The organism is Microbacterium sp. F01, assembly GCF_056156365.1.
In genome coordinates, this window is the sequence record NZ_CM149592.1 from 114,655 (window position 1) to 139,109 (window position 24,455).

General features: G+C 71.0%; 23 protein-coding genes. 8 read left to right on the forward strand and 15 right to left on the reverse strand.

Features of this window, described 5'->3' with window-relative positions; all coding sequences use genetic code 11:
- Positions 1-9 precede the first annotated feature (9 nt).
- Together ACVN90_RS00500 and ACVN90_RS00505 are read left to right on the forward strand one after the other, a co-directional pair.
- Complete coding sequence (locus ACVN90_RS00500; RefSeq protein ID WP_475100205.1) at positions 10-888, forward strand: alpha/beta fold hydrolase; 879 nt, start codon at positions 10-12, stop codon at positions 886-888.
- An 87-nt stretch (positions 889-975) separates the two neighbouring features.
- Entirely contained in the window at positions 976-1,878 is a 903-nt protein-coding gene (locus ACVN90_RS00505) for a TerC family protein (RefSeq protein ID WP_475100206.1), read from the forward strand.
- Between the two features lie 12 nt (positions 1,879-1,890).
- Here the strand turns inward: ACVN90_RS00505 and ACVN90_RS00510 are convergent, their stop codons facing one another.
- The 7 genes from ACVN90_RS00510 to ACVN90_RS00540 all read right to left on the reverse strand — a co-directional run bounded on the left by ACVN90_RS00510 (position 1,891) and on the right by ACVN90_RS00540 (position 9,967).
- Positions 1,891-2,574 (reverse strand): response regulator, encoded by a 684-nt coding sequence (locus ACVN90_RS00510; protein WP_475100207.1) that lies wholly within the window; start codon positions 2,572-2,574, stop codon positions 1,891-1,893.
- A complete protein-coding gene (locus tag ACVN90_RS00515) occupies positions 2,571-5,096 on the reverse strand; it encodes a sensor histidine kinase (protein ID WP_475100208.1) in 2,526 nt (841 codons plus the stop codon). The genes ACVN90_RS00510 and ACVN90_RS00515 overlap by 4 nt, the downstream gene beginning before the upstream one ends.
- Positions 5,097-5,220: 124 nt before the next feature.
- Positions 5,221-5,832 (reverse strand): potassium-transporting ATPase subunit KdpC, encoded by a 612-nt coding sequence (gene kdpC, locus ACVN90_RS00520; protein WP_475100209.1) that lies wholly within the window; start codon positions 5,830-5,832, stop codon positions 5,221-5,223.
- Between the two features lie 18 nt (positions 5,833-5,850).
- Entirely contained in the window at positions 5,851-8,022 is a 2,172-nt protein-coding gene (gene kdpB, locus ACVN90_RS00525; protein ID WP_475100210.1) for a potassium-transporting ATPase subunit KdpB, read from the reverse strand.
- Between the two features lie 3 nt (positions 8,023-8,025).
- Positions 8,026-9,723: a potassium-transporting ATPase subunit KdpA gene (kdpA, locus tag ACVN90_RS00530; RefSeq protein ID WP_475100211.1), complete on the reverse strand. Its 1,698-nt coding sequence runs from the start codon at positions 9,721-9,723 to the stop codon at positions 8,026-8,028.
- Positions 9,723-9,812 (reverse strand): potassium-transporting ATPase subunit F, encoded by a 90-nt coding sequence (locus ACVN90_RS00535; RefSeq protein ID WP_116195031.1) that lies wholly within the window; start codon positions 9,810-9,812, stop codon positions 9,723-9,725. The genes kdpA and ACVN90_RS00535 overlap by 1 nt, the downstream gene beginning before the upstream one ends.
- Complete coding sequence (locus tag ACVN90_RS00540) at positions 9,809-9,967, reverse strand: hypothetical protein (protein ID WP_475100212.1); 159 nt, start codon at positions 9,965-9,967, stop codon at positions 9,809-9,811. Before ACVN90_RS00540 ends, ACVN90_RS00535 begins: the two co-directional genes overlap by 4 nt.
- Before the next feature lie 95 nt (positions 9,968-10,062).
- On the opposite strand from ACVN90_RS00540, the gene ACVN90_RS00545 reads away from it, so the two are divergent.
- Both ACVN90_RS00545 and ACVN90_RS00550 read left to right on the forward strand, forming a co-directional pair.
- Complete coding sequence (locus ACVN90_RS00545; protein ID WP_475100213.1) at positions 10,063-10,551, forward strand: toxin-antitoxin system HicB family antitoxin; 489 nt, start codon at positions 10,063-10,065, stop codon at positions 10,549-10,551.
- Positions 10,551-11,411: a DUF4097 family beta strand repeat-containing protein gene (locus ACVN90_RS00550; protein ID WP_475100214.1), complete on the forward strand. Its 861-nt coding sequence runs from the start codon at positions 10,551-10,553 to the stop codon at positions 11,409-11,411. Before ACVN90_RS00545 ends, ACVN90_RS00550 begins: the two co-directional genes overlap by 1 nt.
- On the opposite strand, the gene sufU is transcribed toward ACVN90_RS00550, so the two are convergent.
- The 3 genes from sufU to ACVN90_RS00565 all read right to left on the reverse strand — a co-directional run bounded on the left by sufU (position 11,408) and on the right by ACVN90_RS00565 (position 15,381).
- Entirely contained in the window at positions 11,408-11,884 is a 477-nt protein-coding gene (gene sufU / locus ACVN90_RS00555) for a Fe-S cluster assembly sulfur transfer protein SufU (RefSeq protein WP_475100215.1), read from the reverse strand. The two genes, ACVN90_RS00550 and sufU, sit on opposite strands and share 4 nt — an antisense overlap.
- Complete coding sequence (locus ACVN90_RS00560) at positions 11,881-13,182, reverse strand: cysteine desulfurase (RefSeq protein ID WP_475100216.1); 1,302 nt, start codon at positions 13,180-13,182, stop codon at positions 11,881-11,883. Before ACVN90_RS00560 ends, sufU begins: the two co-directional genes overlap by 4 nt.
- A 72-nt stretch (positions 13,183-13,254) precedes the next feature.
- The gene (locus tag ACVN90_RS00565; RefSeq protein WP_475100217.1) at positions 13,255-15,381 is read right to left on the reverse strand and encodes an APC family permease; all 2,127 of its coding nucleotides are present in this window, start codon (positions 15,379-15,381) and stop codon (positions 13,255-13,257) included.
- 95 nt (positions 15,382-15,476) lie between these two features.
- Here ACVN90_RS00565 and ACVN90_RS00570 point away from each other — a divergent pair, with 95 nt between their 5' ends.
- From ACVN90_RS00570 to ACVN90_RS00580, 3 genes are all read left to right on the forward strand, one after another.
- Positions 15,477-16,577, forward strand: coding sequence for a VanZ family protein (locus ACVN90_RS00570; protein ID WP_475100218.1), 1,101 nt, complete (start codon positions 15,477-15,479; stop codon positions 16,575-16,577).
- A 226-nt stretch (positions 16,578-16,803) separates the two neighbouring features.
- The gene (locus ACVN90_RS00575; RefSeq protein ID WP_475100219.1) at positions 16,804-17,508 is read left to right on the forward strand and encodes a hemerythrin domain-containing protein; all 705 of its coding nucleotides are present in this window, start codon (positions 16,804-16,806) and stop codon (positions 17,506-17,508) included.
- A 17-nt stretch (positions 17,509-17,525) separates the two neighbouring features.
- Complete coding sequence (locus tag ACVN90_RS00580; RefSeq protein WP_475100220.1) at positions 17,526-17,993, forward strand: SRPBCC family protein; 468 nt, start codon at positions 17,526-17,528, stop codon at positions 17,991-17,993.
- Between the two features lie 63 nt (positions 17,994-18,056).
- Here ACVN90_RS00580 and ACVN90_RS00585 read toward each other — a convergent pair whose 3' ends face one another.
- The 3 genes from ACVN90_RS00585 to ACVN90_RS00595 all read right to left on the reverse strand — a co-directional run bounded on the left by ACVN90_RS00585 (position 18,057) and on the right by ACVN90_RS00595 (position 22,157).
- Positions 18,057-19,283, reverse strand: coding sequence for an amidohydrolase (locus ACVN90_RS00585; protein ID WP_475100221.1), 1,227 nt, complete (start codon positions 19,281-19,283; stop codon positions 18,057-18,059).
- A 35-nt stretch (positions 19,284-19,318) separates the two neighbouring features.
- Positions 19,319-20,338, reverse strand: coding sequence for a LacI family DNA-binding transcriptional regulator (locus tag ACVN90_RS00590; protein WP_387142815.1), 1,020 nt, complete (start codon positions 20,336-20,338; stop codon positions 19,319-19,321).
- A gap of 136 nt (positions 20,339-20,474) precedes the next feature.
- Positions 20,475-22,157, reverse strand: coding sequence for a glycoside hydrolase family 13 protein (locus tag ACVN90_RS00595; RefSeq protein ID WP_475100222.1), 1,683 nt, complete (start codon positions 22,155-22,157; stop codon positions 20,475-20,477).
- 74 nt (positions 22,158-22,231) lie between these two features.
- On the opposite strand from ACVN90_RS00595, the gene ACVN90_RS00600 reads away from it, so the two are divergent.
- On the forward strand, positions 22,232-22,750 hold the full coding sequence (locus ACVN90_RS00600) for an adenine phosphoribosyltransferase (RefSeq protein WP_475100223.1): 519 nt from the start codon (positions 22,232-22,234) through the stop codon (positions 22,748-22,750).
- Positions 22,751-22,777: 27 nt separating this feature from the next.
- Here ACVN90_RS00600 and ACVN90_RS00605 read toward each other — a convergent pair whose 3' ends face one another.
- On the reverse strand, positions 22,778-23,380 hold the full coding sequence (locus ACVN90_RS00605; RefSeq protein ID WP_475100224.1) for a pyridoxamine 5'-phosphate oxidase family protein: 603 nt from the start codon (positions 23,378-23,380) through the stop codon (positions 22,778-22,780).
- A 69-nt stretch (positions 23,381-23,449) separates the two neighbouring features.
- Positions 23,450-24,382 (reverse strand): 2-hydroxyacid dehydrogenase, encoded by a 933-nt coding sequence (locus ACVN90_RS00610; RefSeq protein WP_475100225.1) that lies wholly within the window; start codon positions 24,380-24,382, stop codon positions 23,450-23,452.
- Positions 24,383-24,455: the final 73 nt, after the last annotated feature.

A 24,455-nucleotide genomic window follows, 5' to 3' on the forward strand; every position in this document is an offset into this window, starting at 1 on the left:
ACAGCCGAGATGACCGAGAACACCGTCGAGCGGACCGTCGCCACCCACGTCGTGGGAGCGGGCGAGGACGCGATCACGTACGACATCCACGGGGATCTGACAGCGGCCACCGCCGAGCGGCCGGCGCTGTTCCTCTTCGCCGCGCCGATGGACGCGGGCGGCCTGGCTCAGCTCGCCGGACAGTTCGCGGATCGCCCCGTGGTGACCTACGACCCGCGCGGCGCCGGGCGCAACCCGGTGGGCACGGCCGACATCACCGTCGAGCAGCACGCGGCGGATCTGCATCGCGTGATCGCGGCGCTGGACTGCGGCCCCGTCGATGCCTTCGGCACCAGTGGCGGCGCGGTCAACCTGCTCGCGCTGGTCACGGCGCACCCCGAGGACGTGCGGATCGCCGTTGTGCACGAGCCGCCGCTCGCGGAGGTGCTCCCCGACAGGGACGCGGTGCTCGCCGTGGTCGCCCATATGAAGCGCACGTACGCCGAGCAGGGGGACGGCGCCGCCATGGCGACCTTCATCCCGTTCGTCATGCTCGACGGCCCGGTGCCCGACGACTATCTCGACCAGCCGGCGCCCGACCCCGCGATGTTCGGCATGTCGTCGGAGGACGACGGCACGCGCACGAATCCGCTGCTGCGGAACATGCCGGCGACCATCGTCTACCGCGTCGACGCCGACCGGCTGCGGGGGCTGGGTGACCGGCTCGTGATCGCGGCGGGCGTGGAGTCCGGCGACACGCTGCCCGCGCGCGGCGCCCGCGGAGTCGCCGCGATGCTCGATCGGCCGGTCGCCGACTTCCCGAGCCATCACGGCGGCTTCGCGGATCAGCCGGGGTATCCCGGCGACCCCGCGGGCTTCGCCGCGCGCCTTCGGGAGATCCTCGACTGAGTTCGCCGGTTGCCGTATGCAGGGGATGGACGCCGTGGGCCGGGCCACACGCCGGGTGGCGGCATCCATCCCCTCTAGCATTGCCCCGTGGACTTCTCCTTCGCTTTCACGCCCGATCTGATCGCCGTGTTCCTGACGCTGTTCGTCCTCGAGGTGGTCCTCGGCGTCGACAACGTCATCTTCATCTCGATCCTCGCGTCCAAGCTCCCCAAGGAGCAGCAGGCCAAAGCCCGCAATCTGGGACTCACGCTCGCGATGGTCATGCGTGTCATCCTCGTGCTCTTCGCGGGATGGATCGTCACCCTCAAGGAGGAGGTGTTCTTCATCGGGGAGCTGGGCTTCTCGTGGAAGGACATCATCTTGATCGCCGGTGGCCTCTTCCTGGTCTACAAAGCGGTGACCGAGATCCACCACAAGCTCGAGGGCGCCGAGGAGGAGCACGGCGCCGGCGGGGGAAAGAGCATCACGTTCGGGTCGGTCATCGCGCAGATCCTCGTGCTCGACCTCGTCTTCTCGCTCGACTCGGTCATCACCGCGGTCGGCATGACCGAGAACCTCGTCGTGATCATCACCGTCGTCGTGCTGTCGTTCGGCATCATGCTCTTCGCATCGCGCTACATCTTCGCGTTCGTGAACAAGCACCCCACCGTGAAGATGCTCGCGCTGTCGTTCCTGCTGCTGATCGGTGTGTTCCTGGTCGCCGAGGGCTTCGGCTTCCACATCGACAAGGCGTTCATCTACGGCCCGATGGCGTTCGCGATCTTCGTCGAGGCACTCAACCTGTGGGCCGCCTCCCGCAAGGCCAAGCGCGAGCAGCGTCGACGCGCCCCCGTGCAGCTGCGCCCGCAGTACCCCGACGTCGACGAGTCGGTCGCCGTTGCCGCGGCCCTGTCGAACGCGCCGGGCGCGGGTTCGGTGGGCCTGTCGTCGAAGCCGGTGGCCGGCGACGCCGCGCCCGGTGCGGACGAGGAGCGCCAGGGCCTCGGCTGACCGCGGGGCGGGTCAGGTGGCGGTGTCGGCGAGGAGGCGGTAGCCCATGCCCGACTCGGTGAGCAGGTGCGCGGGACTGCCAGGGTCGCGCTCGAGCTTCTTGCGCAGCTGAGACATGTAGAGCCGCAGGTAGCCCGTGTCGGCGACCTGTTCGGTGCCCCAGATGTCCTTGAGGAGCGCCTGCCGCGTGACGAGCGAGCCGGGGTTCCGTGCCAGGAACTCGAGGATCTTCCACTCCGTGGGCGTGAGATGCACGCGCTCGCCGGAGCGTGTCACGGTCTTCGTCGACAGATCCACGACGACGTCCCCGAACGTGACGACGGGGACACCGGATGCTGCGGTCACGCGCCGCGACAGCGCCCGGAGCCGTGCGAGCAACTCGTCGATCTGGAACGGCTTGGTGACGTAGTCGTCGGCGCCGGCGTCCAGCGCCTCGACCTTGTCGGCGGAGCCGGTGCGGCCCGAGACCACGATGATCGGCGCCGTGGTCCAGCCACGCAGCGCCTCGATGACCTGCACTCCGTCGAGGCGCGGCATCCCGAGGTCCACCATCGCGATGTCGGGATGCTCCTTGGCGGCGAGGGCGATCGCCGCGGCCCCGTCGGGTGCGGCGATCACCTCGTAGCCGTGCGCGGCGAGAGTGATGCGCAGCGCCCGGACGAGCTGGGGATCGTCGTCGGCGATCAGGACCTTCACGTGAGGGACCTCTCTTCGGTGGTGATCGCGTCCGCGACCGGCAGCGCGATGACCATCGTCAGGCCTCCTCCGGGGGTGTCCTCGGGGGCGAGCGTACCGCCCATGCCCTCGGTGAACCCCTTCGACAGGGCGAGGCCCAGGCCGAGCCCTGCGGTGTTGTCGGTGTCGCCGAGCCGCTGGAACGGCACGAACATGTCGTCACGGCGCTCGGGCGAGACGCCGGCGCCGTGGTCGACCACCCGGATCTCGGCGGTGCGGCCGAGCCGGCTCGTCGAGACGCGCACGTGCGAGCCCGCCGGGGAGTGGCGCGCGGCGTTGGCGAGCACGTTCACGAGCACGCGCTGCAGCAGCACGGGATCGGCCTCGATGAGGGGCAGGTCAGGGTCGAGCGCGAGCTCGAAGCGGTCGGGGCCGCCGCCGAGTTCGTCGAGCGCCGCCAGCACGACACCGGCACTGTCGACGGGCTGCAGCGACACCGCGAGCACCCCGGCCTGCACGCGGCTGACATCCAGCAGGTCGGTGACGAGGGCGGCCAGCGTCGCGAGCGACTCGTCTGCCGTGGCGAGCAGCTCGGCCCGGTCTTCGCGCGAGAGGTTCGGCCCTGCGGCGCGAAGCCCGCCGACGGCGGCGACCGCGGCGGCCAGGGGGCGGCGCAGGTCGTGGCTCACCGCGGACAGCAGCGCGCTGCGCACCTGGTCGGTCTCCGCCAGAGCGCCGGCTTGCAGCGCCGTCGCGGTGAGGTCGGTGTGCTCGAGCGCGGCCGAGAGCTGCGCGGCGACGGCGTCGATGAGCCGGCGCTCGGAGGCGTCGAGCACGTGGCCGTGCAGCTCGAGCATCGCCGGCGGCCCGCCGTTGCGGCGGGCGACCGTGACCGCCTCGTACCGGCCGTCGCGCACGGGCTCGCCGTCGGTCGCGACCACGGTGCCGTCGGCGTCGACGAGGCGCACCCCGGCGAGCCCGAGGGATTCGCGCGTGCGGCTGATGAGCGCGGGCACGGCGGATTCGCCGCGCAGCACACTGCCCGCGACGTTCGCGAGCAGCTCGGCCTCGGCCTCGGCGCGCCGGGCCGACCGCGCCGCGCGCGCCGCGCGATCCACGATGAAGCTCACCAGCACGGCGATCACGACGTAGAGGATGAGCGCCCAGACGTTCCGCGGATCGGCCACCGACACCGTGTAGTAGGGAGCGACGAAGAAGTAGTTGAGGGTGAACCCCGACATGACCGCGGCGAAGACCGCGGGCCAGATGCCGCCGACGAGCGAGACCAGCACCACGAGCAGCTGGTACGCGAGCACGTCGCTGGTGATGGTCTCCTCACTGCGGATCGACACCAGCAGCCACGTCAGGAGCGGCCCGCCGATGAGCGCGAGCGCGAACCCGAGCACGCGGCGGCGCACGCTCAGGGCGCCACCGGTCACGCGCGGAAGCGGGAATCGGTCGCCCGCCGCGTCGTGCGTCACGATGTGCACGTCGATGTCGCCGGACTCGCGGATCACCGTCGCCCCGATGCCGGGTCCGGTGAAGAGCGTCGCGAGGCGCCCGCGACGGCTCACGCCGATCACGAGCTGCGTCGCGTTCACCGAGCGCGCGAACTCCACGAGCGCGCGCGGGATGTCGTCGCCGACCACCTGGTGGTAGGTGCCGCCGAGCGACTCGACGAGCGCGCGCTGCGCGGCGAGGGCGCCGGGGTCGCCCGATCGCAGGCCGTCCTGGCTCGACACGTGCACCGCGAGCAGCTCGCCACCTGCTGACCGCGCCGCGATGCGCGCGCCCCGGCGCAGCAGCGTCTCGCCCTCCGAACCGCCCGTCAGAGCGATGACCACGCGCTCGCGCGCCTGCCACGCGCCCTCGATCCCGTGCTCGGCGCGGTACGACTTCAGCGCGCTGTCGACCTCGTCGGCGAGCCACAGCAGGGCGAGTTCGCGCAGGGCCGTCAGGTTGCCGAGCCGGAAGTAGTTCGACAGCGCGGCGTCGATCCGCTCCGCCGGGTAGACGAGCCCTGCCGACAGGCGATCCCGCAACGACTGGGGGGAGAGGTCGACGACCTCGATCTGATCGGCGTCCCGCACGACGGCATCAGGAACGGTCTCGCGCTGCGCGACGCCCGTGATCTGCTCCACGACGCCGCCGAGCGACTCGATGTGCTGCACGTTGACGGTCGTGATCACGTCGATGCCCGCGTCGAGCAGATCCGCCACATCCTGCCACCGCTTCGGATGCCGCAGCCCCGGCGCGTTGGTGTGGGCGAGCTCGTCGACGAGCGCGATCTCGGGGTTGCGCTCGAGCACGCCCTCGAGGTCCATGTCGCTGAGCTCGACGCCGCGGTGGGAGACGATCGTGCGGGGCACGCCCGGCAGCCCCTCCATGAGCGCCGCGGTGGCCGCGCGGCCGTGCGTCTCGACGACCGCGATCACGACGTCGCGCCCATCCTCGGCGAGGCGGCGACCCTCTTCGAGCATCTCGTACGTCTTGCCGACGCCGGGCGCCGCGCCCAGCAGCACCCGCAGCTTGCCGCGCTTCACGTGCTCACCCTATGACGCCGGATGGATGCTCCGACCGGCGTCCTCACGGAATCCGAACGCTGCACGCCGGGCCGGGTCTCGCGCGAGTGAAGCAGGGTGATGGATGCTGCGGCCCCGGGCACGATCACGACCCGAGGGCGTCGAGGGCGAGGTTGAGCTCGACGACGTTCACGCGCAGCTCGCCGAGATAGCCGAGGTCGCGCTGCTGGATGTGCGTCTCGACCAGGCCGCGCACCTCGGACTCGGAGAGTCCGCGGGCCGCCGCGACCCGGGGCACTTGGAGCAACGCGTACGCGGGGCTGATGTGCGGGTCGAGGCCCGAGCCCGACGCGGTCACCGCGTCGGCGGGCACCTCGGACGGGTCGACCCCCTCGAGCTCCGCGATCGCAGCCTTGCGCCCCTCGATCGCGGCGATGAGGTCGGCGTTCTCCGGCCCGTAGTTCGAGCCGCTCGAGGCGCCGCCGTCGTAGCCGTCGCCGGCGGCGGAGGGACGTGACTGGAAGTACTGCACGAGCGCTGCGCCCGAGGCATCCGTGAAGGACTGTCCGATGAGCGCCGACCCGACGGGCGCGCCGGCGGCGTCCTGCACGAGCGACCCGTTCGCCTGCCAGGGGAGGGCGAGCTGGCCGATGCCGGTGATGAGCAGCGTGTAGCCGACGCCGAGGACGAGGGTGAAGACGAGCATCGCGCGGACGGCGACCCCGGTGGTGCGGACGGAGGAGCGGGCGGTGGACATATGCGTCTCCAGAAGGGCTCAGAAGCCCGGGATGAGGCTCACGACGAGGTCGATGAGCTTGATGCCGATGAAGGGGGCGATCACGCCGCCGAGGCCGTAGACGAGCAGGTTGCGGCTGAGGATCTGCGAGGCGCTCGCCGGGCGGTATTTGACGCCCCGCAGCGCCAGCGGGATGAGGATGACGATGATGATCGCGTTGAAGATGATCGCGCTCGTGACCGCCGACGCGGGCGACGACAGCTGCATCACGTTGAGCGCTGCGAGGCCCGGGAACACCCCCATGAACATCGCGGGGATGATCGCGAAGTACTTAGCGATGTCGTTGGCCAGCGAGAAGGTCGTGAGAGCGCCGCGCGTGATCAGCAGCTGCTTGCCGATGCGCACGATGTCGATGAGCTTCGTCGGGTCGGAATCGAGGTCGACCATGTTGCCGGCCTCCTTCGCGGCCGAGGTGCCCGTGTTCATCGCGACCCCGACGTCGGCCTGCGCGAGCGCGGGCGCGTCATTGGTGCCGTCGCCGGTCATCGCGACGAGACTGCCGCCCTCCTGCTCGCGCCGGATGAGCGCCAGCTTGTCTTCGGGGGTGGCCTCGGCGAGGTAGTCGTCGACGCCCGCCTCCTTCGCGATCGCGGCGGCCGTGAGCGGGTTGTCGCCCGTGATCATGACCGTGCGGATGCCCATCGAACGCAGCTCGTCGAACCGCTCGCGAAGGCCGTCCTTGACGATGTCCTTGAGGTGGATCACCCCGAGCACCCGGCCCTCGCCCGAGGGATCGAGCTCGGCGACGACGAGCGGCGTGCCGCCCGACTGCGCGATGGCGTTCGTCTCGCCGGTCAGGTGGGCGCGCGTCGCGGTGGGGACGTCGGATCCGGATGCTGCGAGCCACGCGATCACGGCAGACCCGGCACCCTTGCGCACCTCGGTGCCGTCCGCGAGGTCGACGCCGCTCATGCGGGTCTGGGCGGTGAAGGGCACGACGGTCGATCCAGCGGGCTCTGTGACGTGGATGCTGCGCACCGCCGCCAGCTCGACGACCGAGACGCCCTCGGGGGTGGGGTCGGCGAGGGACGACAGGGCCGCTGCCCGGGCCAACTCGTCGTCGCCGACGCCCGGCATCGCGACGAAGTCCGAGGCGCGGCGGTTGCCGTAGGTGATCGTGCCGGTCTTGTCGAGGAGCAGGGTCGTCACATCGCCCGCGGCCTCGACGGCACGCCCTGACATCGCGAGCACGTTGCGCTGCACGAGCCGGTCCATCCCGGCGATGCCGATGGCGGAGAGGAGCGCCCCGATCGTCGTCGGGATGAGGCAGACGAGCAGCGCGATCAGCACCGGGATGCTCACCGGCGACGCAGCGTACGAGGCGATCGGGTTGAGGGTCAGCACGACGATGACGAACACGATCGACAGGCTCGCGAGGAGGATGTTCAGCGCGATCTCGTTGGGCGTCTTCTGGCGTGCGGCGCCCTCGACGAGCGCGATCATCCGGTCGACGAAGGTCTCGCCGGGCTTCGAGGTGATGCGCACGACGATGCGGTCCGAGAGCACGCGGGTGCCGCCGGTGACGGCGGAGCGGTCTCCGCCCGACTCGCGCACGACGGGTGCGGACTCGCCCGTGATGGCGGACTCGTCGACGGTCGCGATCCCCGCGACGATGTCGCCGTCACCGGGGATGAGCTCGCCCGCCGACACGATCACGACGTCACCGAGCTTCAGGTCGGACGAGGCGACCTCGACCGTGTCGACGCGTTCGGCCGCAGCATCCGTGTTCCCGTCATAGGCGGTGACGCGACGCGCCATGGTCGAGGTGCGGGTCTTGCGCAGCGACGCGGCCTGGGCCTTGCCGCGGCCCTCAGCCACCGATTCGGCCAGATTCGCGAAGAGTACCGTGAGCCAGAGCCACACGGCGATGCCCCAGGTGAAGCCGAAGGGGACGGGGGTGCCGCCCGACTCCTCGGGGCCACCGACGAACGGCTCGGCGATGGCGATCACCGTGGTGAAGGCGGCGCCCACCCACACCAGGAACATGACGGGGTTTCGCCACAGCGCCGCGGGGTTGAGCTTGCGCAGCGCGCCGGGCGCAGCCGCCCAGAGCTGCGCCGCGCTGAAGGCGCGCGCCGACGGCTTCGGTGGCTTCGGGGTGAGGGTACCGACGACAGGGCCGGACTCAGGGATGACGGTGGACGTGGACATGGATCAGACGAGCCCTTCCGCCAGGGGACCCAGCGTGAGAACGGGGAAGTAGGTGAGTGCGGTGATGACCACCGCGACGACGGCGAGGAGGCCGACGAACTGCGGGCGGTGAGTGGGCAGGGTGCCGGCCGTCGAGGGCACCGGCCTCTGCGCGGCGAGCGAGCCGGCCAAGGCGAGCACCAGCACGATCGGCAGGAACCGTCCGAGCAGCATCGCGACGCCGAGCGCCGTGTTCAGCCACGGCGTGTTCGCGGTGAGTCCCGCGAACGCTGAGCCGTTGTTGTTCGCGGCCGACGTGAAGGCGTAGAGCACCTCGCCGAGGCCGTGGACGCCGGGGTTCCAGATCGAGGTCGACTCCAGGTCGGAGCGGATCGCCGGGATGCCGAAGCTCAGCGCCGTTCCCGCGAGCACGAGCGCGGGGGTCACCAGGATGTAGAGGCTCGCGAGCTTGACCTCTGTCGGCCCGATCTTCTTGCCGAGGTACTCGGGGGTGCGTCCGACGAGCAGTCCGCCGACGAACACGGCGATGACGGCGAGCACGAGCATGCCGTACAGGCCAGAACCGACACCGCCGGGGGCGATCTCGCCGAGCATCATGTTGATCATCGGGATCATGCCGCCGAGCGCGGTGTACGAGTCGTGCATCGAGTTCACGGCGCCGGTCGAAGTGAGGGTGGTCGCCCCGGCGAAGAAGGTCGAGCTCCAGATGCCGTAGCGCACCTCCTTGCCCTCCATCGCCCCGCCGGCGAGCTGCGGCGCGGTGCCGAGGCCGAGTGACTCGAGCCATGTCACCGCCGTGATCGACGCCACGGCGATCGTGCTCATGACGGCGAGGATCGCGTAGCCCTGACGGTCGTCGCCCACAATGCGGCCGAAGGCCCGCGGCAGCGCGACCGGGATCGCGAGGATCAACAGGATCTCGAGAACGTTCGACCACGGCGTGGGGTTCTCGAACGGGTGCGCGGAGTTCGCGTTGAAGAACCCGCCGCCATTCGTGCCGAGGAGCTTGATGGCCTCCTGCGACGCGACCGGTCCGCCGGGGATCGACTGCGTGCCGCCCGCGACGGTGCCGACGTCGACGAACCCGGTGAAGTTCTGCACCACCCCGGCGATCACGAGGGCGACCGCCGACACGACGGCGAGCGGCAGCAGCACCCGGGTGAGACCGCGGGTGAGGTCGACCCAGAAGTTGCCGATCGTGGCCGACCCGCGGCGCGCGAAGCCGCGCACGAGCGCGACGGCGACGGCGATGCCGACCGCAGCCGACACGAAGTTCTGCACCGCGAGCCCTGCCAGCTGCACCGTGTAGCCCATGGTCAGTTCGGGGGAGTACGACTGCCAGTTCGTGTTGGTCACGAACGACACGGCGGTGTTGAACGCGAGGCCCTCAGGCACGGCAGGCAGGCCGAGCGAGTACGGCAGCACCGCCTGGAAGCGCTGCAGTGCGTAGACGAACAGCACGCCGACGGCCGAGAACGCGAGCACACCGCGCAGGTACGCCTGCCAGGTCTGCTCCGAGCGCGGGTCGACGCCGACGAGGCGGTACATGCCGCGCTCGACGCGCCAGTCCTTCTCGGCGGTGTACGTGCGGGCGATCCAGTCGCCGAGCGGCCGGTACAGCAGCGCGAGGATCAGGATGACCGTCGCGATCTGCAGGATGCCGGCCCACGCTTCTCCGGTGGTTGAGCCTGTCGAAACCATCAGAACTTCTCCGGCTTCACGAGGGCGACGACGAGGTAGACGATCGCGGCGAGGCCGAGGACGGCCCCGACGAGCGAGAAGACGATCACAGCTTCTCCGCCGCCTTGGCGACGAGTCCGACGAGCGCGAACAGCGCGAGCGTCAGGGCGAGGTAGATGACATCGAGCACAGGGACTCCCGGTAGGTGCGTTGTGGTGCGGATTCGATGCAACTCGGGGACGGATGCTGCAGCCGCCGTCCTCACGGAATCCGAACGCTGTCCGGGCCGACGCTCACGGCTCCCTGACGCCGCCCACGCGCGGCGTTGACATGACACCACGCTGATGTCACTCTGACGTCATGCAGATCGCCACGCGTGTCGAGGAGCTCCAGCGTCAGCTCGCCGCAGCCGCAGCCCCCGAGTCCGCCGAGGTGGCGGCTCGTCTCGCGGCCGCGCTCGAGCCGGCGGCCCGGCTCGCGATCCTCGAGGCGCTGTCCGAGGCGGCGGGTGAGATCACGCGTGAGCTCGCGCCCGGCTCCGTCGACGTGAGACTGCGCGGTCGCGAGGTGGACTTCGTCGTCGCCCGCCCCGAGCCCGCGGCCGAGGCCACCGGCAACCCGAGTGGTCCGGTCGTGGCCGGGGGCGCAGCATCCGATGATCCCGACGACGCCACCGCGCGCACCACGCTGCGTCTGCCCGACTCGCTCAAGGCACGCGCCGAGGCTGCGGCGGCCGCCGAGGGGCTCTCGCTCAACACCTGGCTCGTCCGGGCCGTCGCGGCGGCCGTCGAGCCTGCTACGCCGGCAGCCCGCGGTTCGAGCTCCGCCTACACGGGCTGGGTGCGCTGATGCCGACGTTCCCGGTGTCGGGTCCGGCGGTGGTGCGCATCGAGCTGCAGATGGGCCGCATCGACGTCGTCGCCGAGCGTCGTCGTGACCTCGCCGTCGACGTCGCGCCGGCGAACCCGCATCGCGCGGGCGACCGCAGCGCGTCCGAGGCCGTGCGGGTGACGCAGGCGGGGTCCGACCTGCGCATCGTCGGCCCGGTGCGGTTCAACCTCTTCGGATCGGGCGATTCGGTCGACGTGTCGGTGCGCATCCCCACCGGGTCCGACGTGTCGCTGGCGCTCAAGTACGGCTCGATCCGCGTCGCGGGTGCGGTCGGCACGGCGCGCATCGCGCTGGACTACGGCGACGCGACCCTCGAGCGCACCGGTCGCGCCGACCTGGGTCTCGGGCACGGCGAGCTGCGCGTCGAGCACGTGCGCGGCGATGCCGACGTCGACATCACGTCCGGCCGCGCCCGCATCGGCATCGTCGACGGGGCGCTGCGTCTCAAGGGATCCGACGCCGGCATCGACGTCGGCTCGGTCTCGGGCGTCGCCGACATCGCGACGTCGAGCGGCGTCGTGCACCTCGGCGATCCAGGACCTGCCCTCACGGTGCGCTCCGCCTACGGTCCCGTGCGCATCGGCGACCTCAACGGCGGCACCGCGCGGGTCGAGGCGTCGTACGGTGCCGTCGACCTCGGCATCCGCTCGGGCACGGCGGCGTGGCTCGACGCGTCGAGCCAGCACGGCGTGGTGCGCAACGAGCTGGACGCCGCCACCGGTCCCGTCGAGGGCGAGGCGTCGGTGGAGCTCTACGCGCGCGCGGGGTACGGCGACATCACGGTGCACCGCACCCACCCGGTCGCCGGTGGGGATTAGGCGCGAGCGGTCGCGTCCTCGAAGGCGACCCACGCGAGCATCGCGCACTTCACCCGCGCGGTGAACTTCGAGACGCCGGAGAGGGCCGCGGCGTCGCCGAAGACCTCTTCATCCAGGGCGATCTCGCCGCGGGAGCGCAGCGCCTCGCGGAAGCCCTCGATGAGAGCGGATGCCTCGGCCCGCGGCATCCGTTCCTCCTCTTCGATCAGCGCGGCGAGCATCGACGCCGACGCCTGCGAGATGGAGCAGCCGGCGCCGTCCCACGTGACCTCGTCGACGGTGGTGCCGTCGTCGGACAGGCGCACGCGGAGGGTGATCTCGTCGCCGCAGATGGGGTTGCGCTGGAACGACGTGGCGACCCTCTGGCTATGAGCAGCGCCTTCGGCGGCGGCTTCGTCGGCGAGACCCTTGCCGTGCGGACGCTTGGAGTGGTCGAGGATGAGCTCCTGGTAGAGCGATTCGAGGCCGCTCATGCGCCCGCTCCGAAGAACGCGCGCACGCCCGACAGCGCGTCGAGGAACACGTCGACGTCGCCCGGCGTGTTGTACAGCTGCGACGACGCGCGCACCGAGGCGGTGAGCCCGAAGCGACGGTGCAGCGGCTGGGCGCAGTGATGCCCGACGCGCACCGCGACACCGCGGGCGTCGAGGAACTGGCCGACGTCGTGCGCGTGCACGCCGTCGACGTCGAAGGCCCAGAGTCCCACCCGCTCGGCGCCTGGTGCATCGCCGAGCAGCCGCACGCCGGAGATGGCACGCAGCCCCTCACCCATCCGGGCCTCGAGCGCCTTCTCGTGCGCGTGCACGGCGCTCATGCCGACGCCGTCGAGGTAGCGCACCGCGGCCGCGAGCCCGATCGCCTGCGAGACGGGTTGCGTGCCGGCCTCGAAGCGCTGCGGCGGCGGCAGGTACGACGCCTCGTCGAGCGTGACGGTGGTGATCATCGAGCCGCCGGTGAGGAACGGCGGCAGGGCCTCGAGCACGTCGGAGCGGCCGTAGAGGCCTCCGACGCCGTACGGGCCGAGCATCTTGTGCCCCGAGAACACCGCGAGGTCGACGCCGAGCGCGGGGAGGTCGAGCGGCAGATGCGGCGCCGACTGGCACGCGTCGAGCACGGTCACCGCGCCGACGGCCTGCGCGAGCGCGACGAGCTCGGCGACCGGGTTCACGATGCCCAGCACGTTGGAGACGTGCGTGAAGGCGACGACACGGGTGCGCTCGCCGATGAGGGTGGCGGCAGCATCCATGTCGAGAGTGCCGTCGTCGTTCACGGGGATGTGGCGGAGCACGGCGCCGGTGCGGGCGGCGAGCTCCTGCCAGGGGATGAGGTTCGCGTGGTGCTCGGTCTCGGTGATGACGATCTCGTCACCGGGCTGCAGCGCGAAGCGGGCGCTCGCGGGCGCGCCGCGGCTGACGCTCGCGTTGCCGATCGCGTACGCGACGAGGTTGAGCCCGGCGGTCGCGCCGCTCGTCCACACCAGCTGCTCGGGGCGTGCGCCGACGAATCCGGCGACCGTCGTGCGGGCGTCTTCGAAGAGCTCGGTCGCTTCGGCGGCGAGGGTGTGCGCGCCGCGGTGCACGGCGGAGTTCGCCCGCGTGAGGAAGTCGACCTCGGCGTCGATGACGGCCTGCGGCTTCTGGCTCGTCGCGCCCGAGTCGAGGTAGACCAGCCGCTCGCCGTTCACGCGCTGCCCGAGGATCGGGAAGTCGGCGCGCAGCGCGGCGGCGTCCAGGGGCGCGATCGACGAGGGTGCGGGTGCGGGAGAGCTCACCCTTAAAGGGTATGCCGGATGCCGCCTCCCGGCGCCGGGTGCGCGTTCGGGTTCACGCGCCCGGCGCCGGGATCAGGGCGTCGATGTGACCGACGGCTCCGCCGCATCCGCCTTCTCGGGCGGACCCGCGGGTCGGATGGCGCGGCGGCCGACGCGATGCACCTCAGGGGCGGTGGCGCGTCCAGCGCGGTCGTCGCCGGGGAGAGCGCGCGAGCGGCGTCCGTAGATGAGCTCCGACGAATCCAGCAGCCACGGCACGAGCGTGATCGAGACGCCGTGCACGAGCATGAGCTGCTGCGCGATGCGGCGTGCGCGCCGGTTGTGCAGGATCGACTCCCACCAATGGCCGACGATGTACTGCGGCAGGTAGACGGTGACCACCGACGACCCGTGCTGCTCGCGGTATTTCTTGACGAACTCGGCGATCGGGCTCGCGTACATGCGGTACGGCGACTCGATGATCTTGAGCGGGATCGGCATGCGATGCTCCCGCCATTCCGCTTCGAGGGCCGCGGCCTCCTCCTTCGTCACCGAGACGTGCACCGCGAACGTCTTGTCGTGCTTGGCCGCGAGGGCGTAGTCGACGGCCTTGACGACGGGCTTCTGCAGCTTGTTGACGAGGATGAGGGCGACGTCGCCCGTCGAGCCGAAGTGGATGTGGTCGTCCATCGCGATCTCGTGGTCGACGTCGCGGTAGTAGCGGTGCACGCCGACCATGAGGAAGGACAGGACCGGGATCGCGAGGAAGACGAGCCATGCGCCGTGCGTGAACTTGGTGATCGTGACGATGATGAGGACGGATGCCGTCATCGTGGCGCCGAGCGAATTGATGACGAGCCCCTTGCGCAGGCCGAAGAGCTCGGTGCGGGTGGAGGCGCTGTGGCGGGCCTCGGCCGGGAGTGCGCGGATGCCCCGGATCCCCCGCATCCAATGCCGGATCATGCCGATCTGACCGATCGTGAACGAGACGAACACGCCGATGATGTACAGCTGGATCAGGTTCGTGAGGTTCGCCTGGTACACGATCAGGACGCAGATGGCGACGAGGCCCAGGATGATCATGCCGTTCGAGTACACGAGGCGGTCGCCGCGGGTGTTGAGCGCCTTCGGCGCGTACCCGTCGCGCGCGAGCACCGACCCCAGCAGCGGGAACCCGTTGAAGGCCGTGTTGGCCGCGAGCAGCAGCACCACCGCGGTCGCCGCCTGGATGATGAAGAACGGGATCGAGTTCATGCCGAACACGGCCGACGACACCTGGGCCATCAGGCTCGGCTGCGGATTCGAGCAGTCGAAGCCGATCAGGTCGCAGGGGTTCTCGGCGTAGTGGACGCCGGAGACGAGCGCGATCGCCGTCAGTCCTGCGAAGAGGAGGATCGCGATCCCGCCCATCATGGCGAGGGTGGACTGGGCGTTGCGCACCTTCGGCTGGCGGAACGCCTGCACGCCGTTCGAGACGGCCTCGACGCCTGTGAGGGCGGAACAGCCGCTCGAGAATGCGCGCAGCACGAGGAGGATCACCGCGGCCTGGGTGAGGCTCTGCGTCTGGACCCCGTACTGCGCGCTGGAGGCGACCGGCGGGTTGCCGGTCACGATCTGGAAGAGGCCGACGACGATCATCACGCCGACCGACCCGATGAAGATGTAGGTGGGGATCGCGAAGGCGCTCGACGCCTCGCGCACACCGCGCAGGTTCACGACGACGATGAGGATGACGAATCCGACCGCCAGCTCGACGCGCCACGGGTTGAGCGCCGGCAGCGCCGAGATGATGTTGTCGACGCCGGACGCGACCGACACCGCGACCGTGAGCACGTAGTCGACGAGGAGCGCCGACGCCACGATCACACCGGGGATCTCGCCGAGGTTCTTGCGGGCGACCTCGTAGTCGCCGCCCCCCGACGGATACGCCTTGATGAGCTGGCGGTAGCTGATGACCACGACGGTCAGGAGCACGATGACCGCGGCGGCGACCCACGGCGCGAACGCGAGGAACGCCAGGCCGCCGGTCAGCAGGATGAGCAGCAGCTCCTGCGGAGCATACGCGACCGACGACAGCGCGTCGGAGGCGAAGATCGGCAGCGCCCTCTTCTTCGGGAGCAGGTGCTCGTCGGAGTCGGTGGACGCCAGCGGGTCCCCGAGGATGAGGCGCTTGGCGATCGGCTTCTCATCCACCGACTGCTCGCGGCTTTCGTTCGTCACGGCCCGTAAGGCTACTCGTGAGCAGAACGTGAGGATGCATCCAGACGGCCATCCTCACGAAATCCATACGGGTGCCTCTCTGGGACACTCGTACCGTGGACGAGCAGATCATCCTGGGTGTGCTCGCGATCACCCTCGGGCTGGTCGTGGGGGTGCTCCTCTTCGTCCCGTTCGTCGCGCTCAGCTACCGTCGGCGCGGCGGATTCGGCGTCGGGCGCTTCGTGATCTGGGGCGCCGCACTCGTCTACGTGATGGCGATCTGGACCTACACGCTCCTGCCCCTGCCCGACCCCGACGCGATCGCGTGCGCGGGCGTGAACATCGACGTGACGGCGCTCGCCGACGACGTGCGCGGGGCCGTCGTGCGTCGCGGCAGTGGCTTCGCGACAGATCCCGCGGTGCTGCAGCTGATCCTCAACGTCCTGCTGTTCATGCCGCTCGGCTTCTTCCTCCGGGTGCTGGGCGGCCGCGGCGTCGTGACGGCCCTCGTCGTGGGCGTCGGGCTGTCGGGCTTCGTCGAGGTCACCCAGCTCACCGGCGTGTGGGGCCTCTACCCCTGCGCCTACCGCGTGTTCGACGTCGACGACCTGCTGACGAACACGCTCGGCGCGGTGCTCGGCTCGTTGCTCGCGCTCGCTGTGCCGCGCCGCTACCGCGGGTCGCCCCGTCTGCCCGACGCCGACCGGCCGCAGCCGGTCACGCGCGGCCGGCGCCTGCTCGGCATGCTGTGCGACGGCATCGCGGCCTGGGTGCTCACCCTCACCGTCGTGGTCGCGGTGCAGCTCGTGCTCTACTTCCTCGGCGCCGACGCGGCGGTGCGGGATGGCTCGGCGGCGAGCCTCATCGGCTCCGCCGTGCCGATCGTGGTGTGGCTCGTCGTCACGCTCGCGACCGGCGGCACCATCGGCGACCACGCCGTGCAGCTGCGCTTCACCGGCGGCCCGTTGCCGGTCGGTCTCGCGCGCTTCCTCCGGTTCGCCGCCGGCATCGGCGGCTACCTCGTCCTCAGCGCGCTCCCGGGCGCGTGGACCTTCGTCGCGTCCGTGTTCGCCGTCGTCTCGATCGTGCTCGCGCTCACGACCACCGGGCGCCGCGGGCTCCCGGGTCTGGCGTCGGGCCAGCAGCTCACCGATGCGCGGGAGTTCGAGGAGCCGGATGCTGCGCCCCCGGGTTCGACCGCGGCCCCCGGTCGCTGAGCCCGGCCCGGCGAGCAAAGGCGTTTCCGCCGAGACCGGGGGCGTGGTCCCTGGTCTCGGCGCGAATCCCCTGTTTCGGCGAGCTCGGGGTCGGAGAGCTCGGGGCGGTGCGGCGGCGGTACCCCAGGAGTAGAATCCCGCTGATCACCGCCTGGGGTCGTCACCGTCGACGAGGTGCGGGGATCGGGGGTGCGATATGGCGACGAGACTGCCCTCGTCCGGATCCATGCCAGAGGGGCAGGAGCCGGGCTGCGACACGTCGGGGCTGATCCTCGTGCACAGGATCTTCCGCTGGCTCTACCGCGAGCTGCCGCAGCTCGTCCGCGGCGTCCCGCCGGGCGATCTCGAGCGCGCCGCTGTCGTCGGCCGTTACGCGCACCTCGACTTCTATGCGCTGCACATGCACCATCACACCGAAGACATCGCGCTGTGGGACAAGCTGGTCGCGCGTGACCCGGGGTGCGCCCTCCACGTCGATCAGATGCGCGCGCAGCACGCCGAGGTCGCCGCCCACCTCGCCCGGATCGAGCCGCAGCTCGAGCCGTGGCTGCAGACCGCGGACGCCGGGCTCCGCGACGCGTTCGCGCGCGACATCGAGCATCTCCGCGACACGCTGATCGTGCACCTCGGCAAGGAGGAGGACGACATCCTCCCGGTGGCCGGCGCCGTCCTCTCCCAGCAGGAGTGGGACTGGATGGAGGAGCACACGCGCGCCGAGCTCATGGCGCACCGCAAGGAGCTGGGCAAGGACATCATGTCGCTCCAGCTCGGACTGATCCTCGCGAGCGTGCCTGAGGCTGAGCGCGACGAGTGGATGCGCGCGAACCTCCCGGCGCCGATCCGGGTGCTGTACCTGCTGCTCATGAAGCGGCAGTACGACAGGGCGATGCGGGAGCTCTACCCGGATCGCCCGGTACCCGCGATGGTGTGACGGCGATGTGGCGGCAAGTGACGCTGGACGTCCACCTCGACCATCCCCCCGCCCGCGTGTTCCCGTACTTCGCCGACCCCGGCACGTGGCACGACTGGGCGCCGGCGGTCGAGATGCGGCGCCGCGTCGGCGAAGGAGCACCGAGTGTCGGCAGCCGCTGGTCGGCGGTCGACCACATCATCGGCCCGTTCCGCGTGCGCTTCGAGGACATCCTCGAGGTGGTGGAGCCCGAAGAGCGGGTCGTGTGGCACTCCACATCGCCATGGAACTCGCGCGTGGAGTACGCGTGCGCCCCCGAGGGTGGCGGAACCCGCGTGCACGCCGACTACGGCGGAGACGTCGCGGGGTGGCTGCGACTGGTCGCGCTGCTGCCGACGTTCGTGCTGGCCCGGATCCTCATGCGCGACTTCGTCGGTCTCCAGCGACTGCTCGATGCCGAAGACGCGCGGGCAGAGGCGATCGTCGAACCCGCAGAACCCGCCTGAGCGCCGGATTCGCGAGACGGCGGAGCGGAACGGATGCTGCGGCGCGCAGCATCCGTCTCCCGTCTACGCCGTCGGCTCGGCGAGGAACTCGCGCGCCGCGACCACGAGCGCGTCGACGCCGCGACTCAGCGTGGGCTGCAGCACCGGTGCGAAGAACGGCGAGTGGTTGGTCGGGATGTCGCGCTCGACCGTGCCCGCCGCGAACGCCTCCGCGAACGTCTGCGGGTCCACGCCGCCCCAGAACCAGAACACCAGGGGCACGCCGGCCTCGCGGGCGAACCACGAGACGTCCTCGCTGCCGGTGAACATGCCCGGGTCGATGACGGTGCCCTCGCCGAACGCCGCGTCGAACGCCAGCACCAGGCGGGCGGTCGCGTGGACGTCGTTGATCGTCGGGGGCAGTGTGTGGTCGGTGACGATGACCGGCGGCTCCTCGGCGCCCGAGGCCTGCGCCTCGGCGCGCACGATGCGCTCGACCTTCTCGAGCACGCGGGCGCGTGCCTCGTCGTCGGGGTAGCGCAGGCTGAGCTCGAGCTTCGCCTCCGCCGGGATGATGTTGTTCTTGAGGCCGGCGTGGATCGAGCCGACGGTCACGACGGCGACGTCGCGGGGATCGGTCTCGCGCGAGACGATCGTCTGCAGGCGCATGACGGTGGCCGCGGCCATGACGACGGGGTCGATCGTCGCCTGCGGACGCGAGCCGTGGCCGCCACGACCCAGCAGGGTGACCGTGATGCCGTCCGACGCCGCCATCTGCGTGCCGCTGCGCACGCCGATGGTTCCGGCGGGAAGCGGCGTGACGTGCTGGCCGAGCACGATGTCGGGCTTCGGGAAGCGGTCGAGCACGCCGTCGGCGATCATCGCCTGCGAGCCCGCGCCATATTCCTCGGCGGGCTGGAAGACGGCGACGATCGTTCCCGACCACTCATCCTTGGTGGCGACCAGGCGCTCGAGGGCGCCGAGGAGCGCGGTGACGTGCATGTCGTGGCCGCACGCGTGCATCACGGGCACGTCGTTGCCGGCCGGATCGGTGCCGCGGGCCGTGCTCGCGTACTCGAGGCCGGTCTGCTCGGGCACCGGCAGGGCGTCCATGTCGGCGCGCAGCCATACCACGGGGCCGTCTCCGTTGCGGATCACGCCGGCGACGCCGGTCTTGCCGATCCCCTCCTCGAACTCGATGCCGAGCCCGGTCAGGTGCTGCGCGATCACCCCCGCCGTGCGGGTCTCCTGGAAGGACAGCTCCGGATGCCGGTGCAGATCGACGTAGATCGCTTCGAGGTCGAGGGTCATGCGGTCGAGCCTAACCGGCGGCCGGGGAACGAGCCCTACTGGGGGAGGCGGGCGGTCGAGCCGCGCACGATGAGTTCGAACGGCAGCTCTCCCGGGCGGTGCGTGGGGGTCTCGGCGTCCGTCGATTCCAGCGCTTCGAGGATCGCGTCGGCGGCGCGCTCGCCCTGGCCGAGGGGGAACTGGTCGACCGTGGTGAGCCGGAAGAACTCGCCGAGCTCGTGGCCGTCGATGCCGATGACCGAGAGGTCCTCGGGGACGCGGTAGCCGAGCTCGCGGGCCGCGAGGAGCGCCCCGATCGCCATCTCGTCGGAGGCGGCGAAGATCGCGGTCGGCCGGCTGCCCGGCTTGCCCAGCAGCTGCTTCGCGGCGCGGAACCCGCCCTCGATGGTGAAGTCGGCGGGCTCGAACAGCGACGGGCTGACCTCGATGCCGGCGTCGGCCAGCGCCAGCTCGAAGCCCTGCCGGCGCTGCGTCGGAATGTGGAAGTCGATGTCGAACTCGGGGCTCGCGCCGATGTGCGCGATCCGGCGGTGCCCGAGCGCGAGCAGGTGTTCCGTGGCCAGGCGCGCGACGGCGACGTCGTCGACGGTGAGGGTGGTGAGCAGCGGGTTCGGGCCGCCGATCGCGATCACCGGCAGGTCGAGCTCGACGAGTCGCTCGGTCTCCTCCTGGCCGAGCTCGAGCGAGATCGCGATGACGCCGTCCACGCGCTGGCGCCGAAGGAACGTGTCGAAGATGTCGTGCCGCTCGCCGCGGTCGGCGGTGAGGCTGTACAGCGTGATGTCGTAGCCGCGGCGCATCAGGGCCGAGGCGATCCCGCTCAGCACCGTCGAGAAGAACCACCGGTCGAGGAACGGCACCAGCACGCCGATGTTTCGCGTGCGCCCGGAGGCGAGGCTCGACGCCGACGCCGACACGACGTAGCCGAGGCTCTTGGCGGCCTCCTCGACCTTCGCCTTCGCGCCCGCCGAGACGTGCCCGCGCCCGCTCAGCGCGCGCGAGACGGTCGCCGTCGAGACCCCCGCCGCGCGGGCGACCTCGTCGATGCTGACCACGTCGTCACCGTACCTTCTTCTCGTTCCCCACGGTTGAGTTGGCGTATATGGACGACTCGCCGGGCGTGTCTCGTGCGTATACGCCAACTCAACGGAGAGAGGGGAGCGTGCTGCTGCTCCGAACGGATGCTGCGGCTCAGGCCGTCTCGAGCCAGACCGTCGTGTCGCCCGGGAGCTCCCCGTCCGCGACCGGACCGCTCGCCGCGATCACGATACCGCTCGGCAGCGCGATCGGCGTGGAACCCGTGTTCGCGAGGACGGTGACATTCCCGTTGCGGAATGCGACAGCATCCGCTCCATGTCCGTCGATCCACTCCAGCGAACCCGCCCCGAGCGACCGCGCCCGGCGCTCGGCGAGCAGCGAGCGGTACAGCTCGAGCGTCGAGCCTTCGACACCGGTCTGCGCGTCACGGGCGAGCGTCGCCCACTCGGCGGGCTGGGGCAGCCACGAGGCACCGGTGTCGCTGAAGCCGTAGGCCGGGGCATCAGCGTTCCACGGGATCGGCACGCGGCAGCCGTCGCGGCCGTAGCGCTCGCCGTTCGTGCGGAACCACGTCGGGTCCTGGCGGGCGTCGCCCGGGATGTCGATGACCTCGGGAAGGCCGAGCTCCTCGCCCTGGTAGAGGTAGGCGGAGCCCGGGAGCGCGAGCATGAGCGTCGTGGCCGCGCGGGCGCGGGCGAGGCCCACCTCGGGGATCGGCTGACCCGGCGAGTCTGGGCCGATTCCATGACCCTGCGGGTTCTCGGCGGTCAGCGCGAGGCGGGATGCGTGGCGCACCACGTCGTGGTTGGACAGCACCCACGTCGAGGGTGCGCCGACGCCGGGGAACGCGTCGAGCGACACGTCGATGACCTCGCGGAGGTCGGCGGCGTTCCACTTCGTCTCGAGGTACGGGAAGTTGAAGGCCTGGTGCATCTCGTCGGAGCGCACCCACTCGGCCGTGCGTGCAGCGGTCGGGAGCCACGCCTCGGCGGCGAGGGCGCGATGGCCCTGGTACTCCTCGAGGATCTTGCGCCAGTCGCGGTACACCTCGTGCACGGCGTCCTGGCCCCAGTAGGGGACGTTCTCGGCCTCGCCGCCCATCGAGCCGGCCTCGGGGTTCGGGATGTAGTCCGGCAGCCCTTCGGCCTTCACGAGACCGTGGGCGACGTCGACACGGAAGCCGTCGACACCGCGGTCGAGCCAGAAGCGCAGGATGCGCCGGAACTCCTCGCGCACCTGGTCGTTCGACCAGTCGAAGTCGGGCTGCGACGAGTCGAAGAGGTGCAGGTACCACTGGCCGGGCTCGCCGTCGGCCTCGATCACGCGCGTCCACGCCGGTCCGCCGAAGACGGACTCCCAGTTGTTCGGGGGCAGCTCGCCGTTCTCGCCCTTGCCGTCGCGGAACATGTAGCGCGCCCGTTCCACGCTGTGGGGAGCTGCGGCGAGAGCCTGCTGGAACCACTCGTGCTGGTCGGACGAGTGGTTCGGGACGAGATCGACGATGACACGGATGCTGCGCCCATGCGCCGCGGCAAGCATGTCGTCGAAGTCGGCCAGGGTGCCGAACAGCGGGTCGACGTCGCAGTAGTCGCTGACGTCGTAGCCGGCGTCCTTCTGGGGCGAGCGCTGGAACGGGCTCAGCCAGATGGCGTCGATGCCGAGGTGCGCGAGGTCGTCGAGGTGCGAGGTGACGCCGGGGAGGTCGCCGATGCCGTCGCCCGACGCGTCCGCGAAGGAGCGCGGATAGATCTGGTAGATGACGGCGGTGCGCCACCACTCGCCGCCGACGGTGGTGAGGAACGCGTCCGTGCGCTCGATGGTCTCTGCGGAAGTCATCCGGCCAGTGTACTGCAAGCGCTTACACTCCTTCGTAACAAACGACGCACAGGCGCCCGGCGTAGGGTTGGCGGGTGCTCTCCGAAGCCCTCACCCGCGCCGAATCCCTCATCCGCACGATCCCCGACTACCCGGAGCCGGGCGTGCAGTTCCGCGACATCACGCCGCTGCTGGCGGATGCCTCGGCCCTCCGCACCGTCATCCACGCGATGATCGCCCCGTTCGAAGGGTCGTTCGACGTCGTCGCCGGGGTCGAGGCGCGCGGGTTCCTGCTCGCGGGCGCCGTGGCGATGGAGGCCGGGGTGGGCCTGGTGCCGATCCGCAAGGCCGGCAAGCTGCCTCTGCCCGCAGCATCCGTCCCCTACGCGCTCGAGTACGGCACGGCCACGATCGAAGCGCACGACGACATCGCCAGCGGCACCCGGGTGCTGCTCGTCGACGACGTGCTCGCCACCGGCGGCACGCTCGTCGCGGCGCACGAGCTCGTCGAGACGCTCGGCGGCGTGGTGGTGGGCACCGCGGTGCTCATGGAGCTGACGGCGCTCGGCGGTCGCGAGGTCGTCGGCGACGTGCACACGGTCTTCACCGCCTGACGTCGCGCCTGCCGTCGGCATCTGCGATCAGCCGTCGGAGCGCGGTCCCGGGACTGTGTCCTGCGGACCTGTGCGCGGCGTGAAGTGCGGGATCGGCGCCGGTCGCTCGGCCCGCGGCGGGGGCGACGACTCGGGTTGAGTCGGAAGGGTCGCATCGCCCTCGAACGCCATCAGGGGGTCCTTGCGGCTCGCGTGCTGGGGGAAACGCCGGCCCGTCACGGTGTTGGCGGTGACCTTGATCACGAAGTGCTTCGCGGTCGGGCTCCACGAGTCGAGCTGCCGGATCCCGCTGGCGCGGATCTCGTCGTCGCGGGTGACCCGCTCCGCTCGGCCCCGGATCACGACGCTCCAGTAGTGGACGTCGTCGCCGCTCGCACCGTCGACCTCGAAGGCGACCATGGGGTGGTGGGCGATGTGGAGGAGCTTCGGGTCGCGGGCCGTGCGGATGTACAGGGCCCCCTCGTGCGCGACGTAGTTGACCGGGAAGATGTCGGGCGCGCCGTCGGCGTTGTCGACCGCGAGCCGGCCGAGTTCGGCGGTCTGCAGGTACTCCCAGCACGCCGAGGCGGAAAGCTTCTCCACCTTCGGCGGCAGGTCTGCACTCGGGGGATCGTTCGGAGAATCGTTCATCGCGCACCACCGTCCGTCCCTCCGGTCTACCTCACCGCGGCGAAGAACAGAAGGGGGCGGGTAACCGGATCAGCCCCCGAGGACGACGTTGATCGGGGGCTCGCCGGCGGCGAGGCGCTCGATCTGCGTGCGCACGAGCTTCGCGACCCGCGGCCGCATCGCGCTCGACGCGCCGCCGACGTGCGGGGCGATGAGCACCCCGGGAAGACCCCACAGCGCGTGCCCCTCGGGAAGCGGCTCGGGGTCGGTGACGTCGAGGGCGGCGCGGATGCGTCCGCGACGCACGTGGTCGACGAGCGCGTCGGTGTCGACGAGGGTGCCGCGGCCGACGTTGACGATGAGCGCGCCGTCGGGCAGTGCCGACAGGAAGGCGTCGTCGACGAGCCCCTGAGTGGCTTCGCCGCCGGGCAGCGTGAGGATCACGATCTCGGCGCGGGGGAGCAGCTCCGGCAGCTCGTCGATGCCGTGCACCGCGACACCGTCCTCGACTCGGGAACGCGAGGCGACCGTGGTGAGCTCCACCTCGAAGGGCTCGAGCCGTGCGGCGACGGCCTTGCCGACGCCGCCGTAGCCGAGCAGCAGCACGCGGCGGTCGGCGAGGCTCTGGGCGAACACCGGCGCCCAGCGACCGGCCGCGGTGTCGACGGCGAAGGCGTCGATGTGGCGCTGCGCCGCGATCGCGAGGCCGACGGCGAGCTCGGCCGTAGAGGTCTCGTGCACCGACGCCGCGTTCGCGAAGACCAGGCCGTCCGGCAGGATGTCGGCGACGCCGTCGTAGCCGATCGACTGGCCCTGCACGAGCCCCACCTCGACGCCCTCGAGGCGCTCGAGCACGCGGGCCATCGACATGTAGGGCGGAACCACGATGTCGAACCGGTCGCGCGGGGCCGCGGCATCCATCGGCCACACCACCAGCTCGACGCCGTCGGGAAGGGCCCCGAGATCGGCGGCGAGCTCTACGGTGGGGACGCTGACGACGAGATTCCGGGTGTCTGTGCTCACTCGCTCCACGCTACCGGCGCGGTGCGAGGCCGGTGTCACCGGGCGGCGCTACGCTCGCGTCGAGCGGCGACCG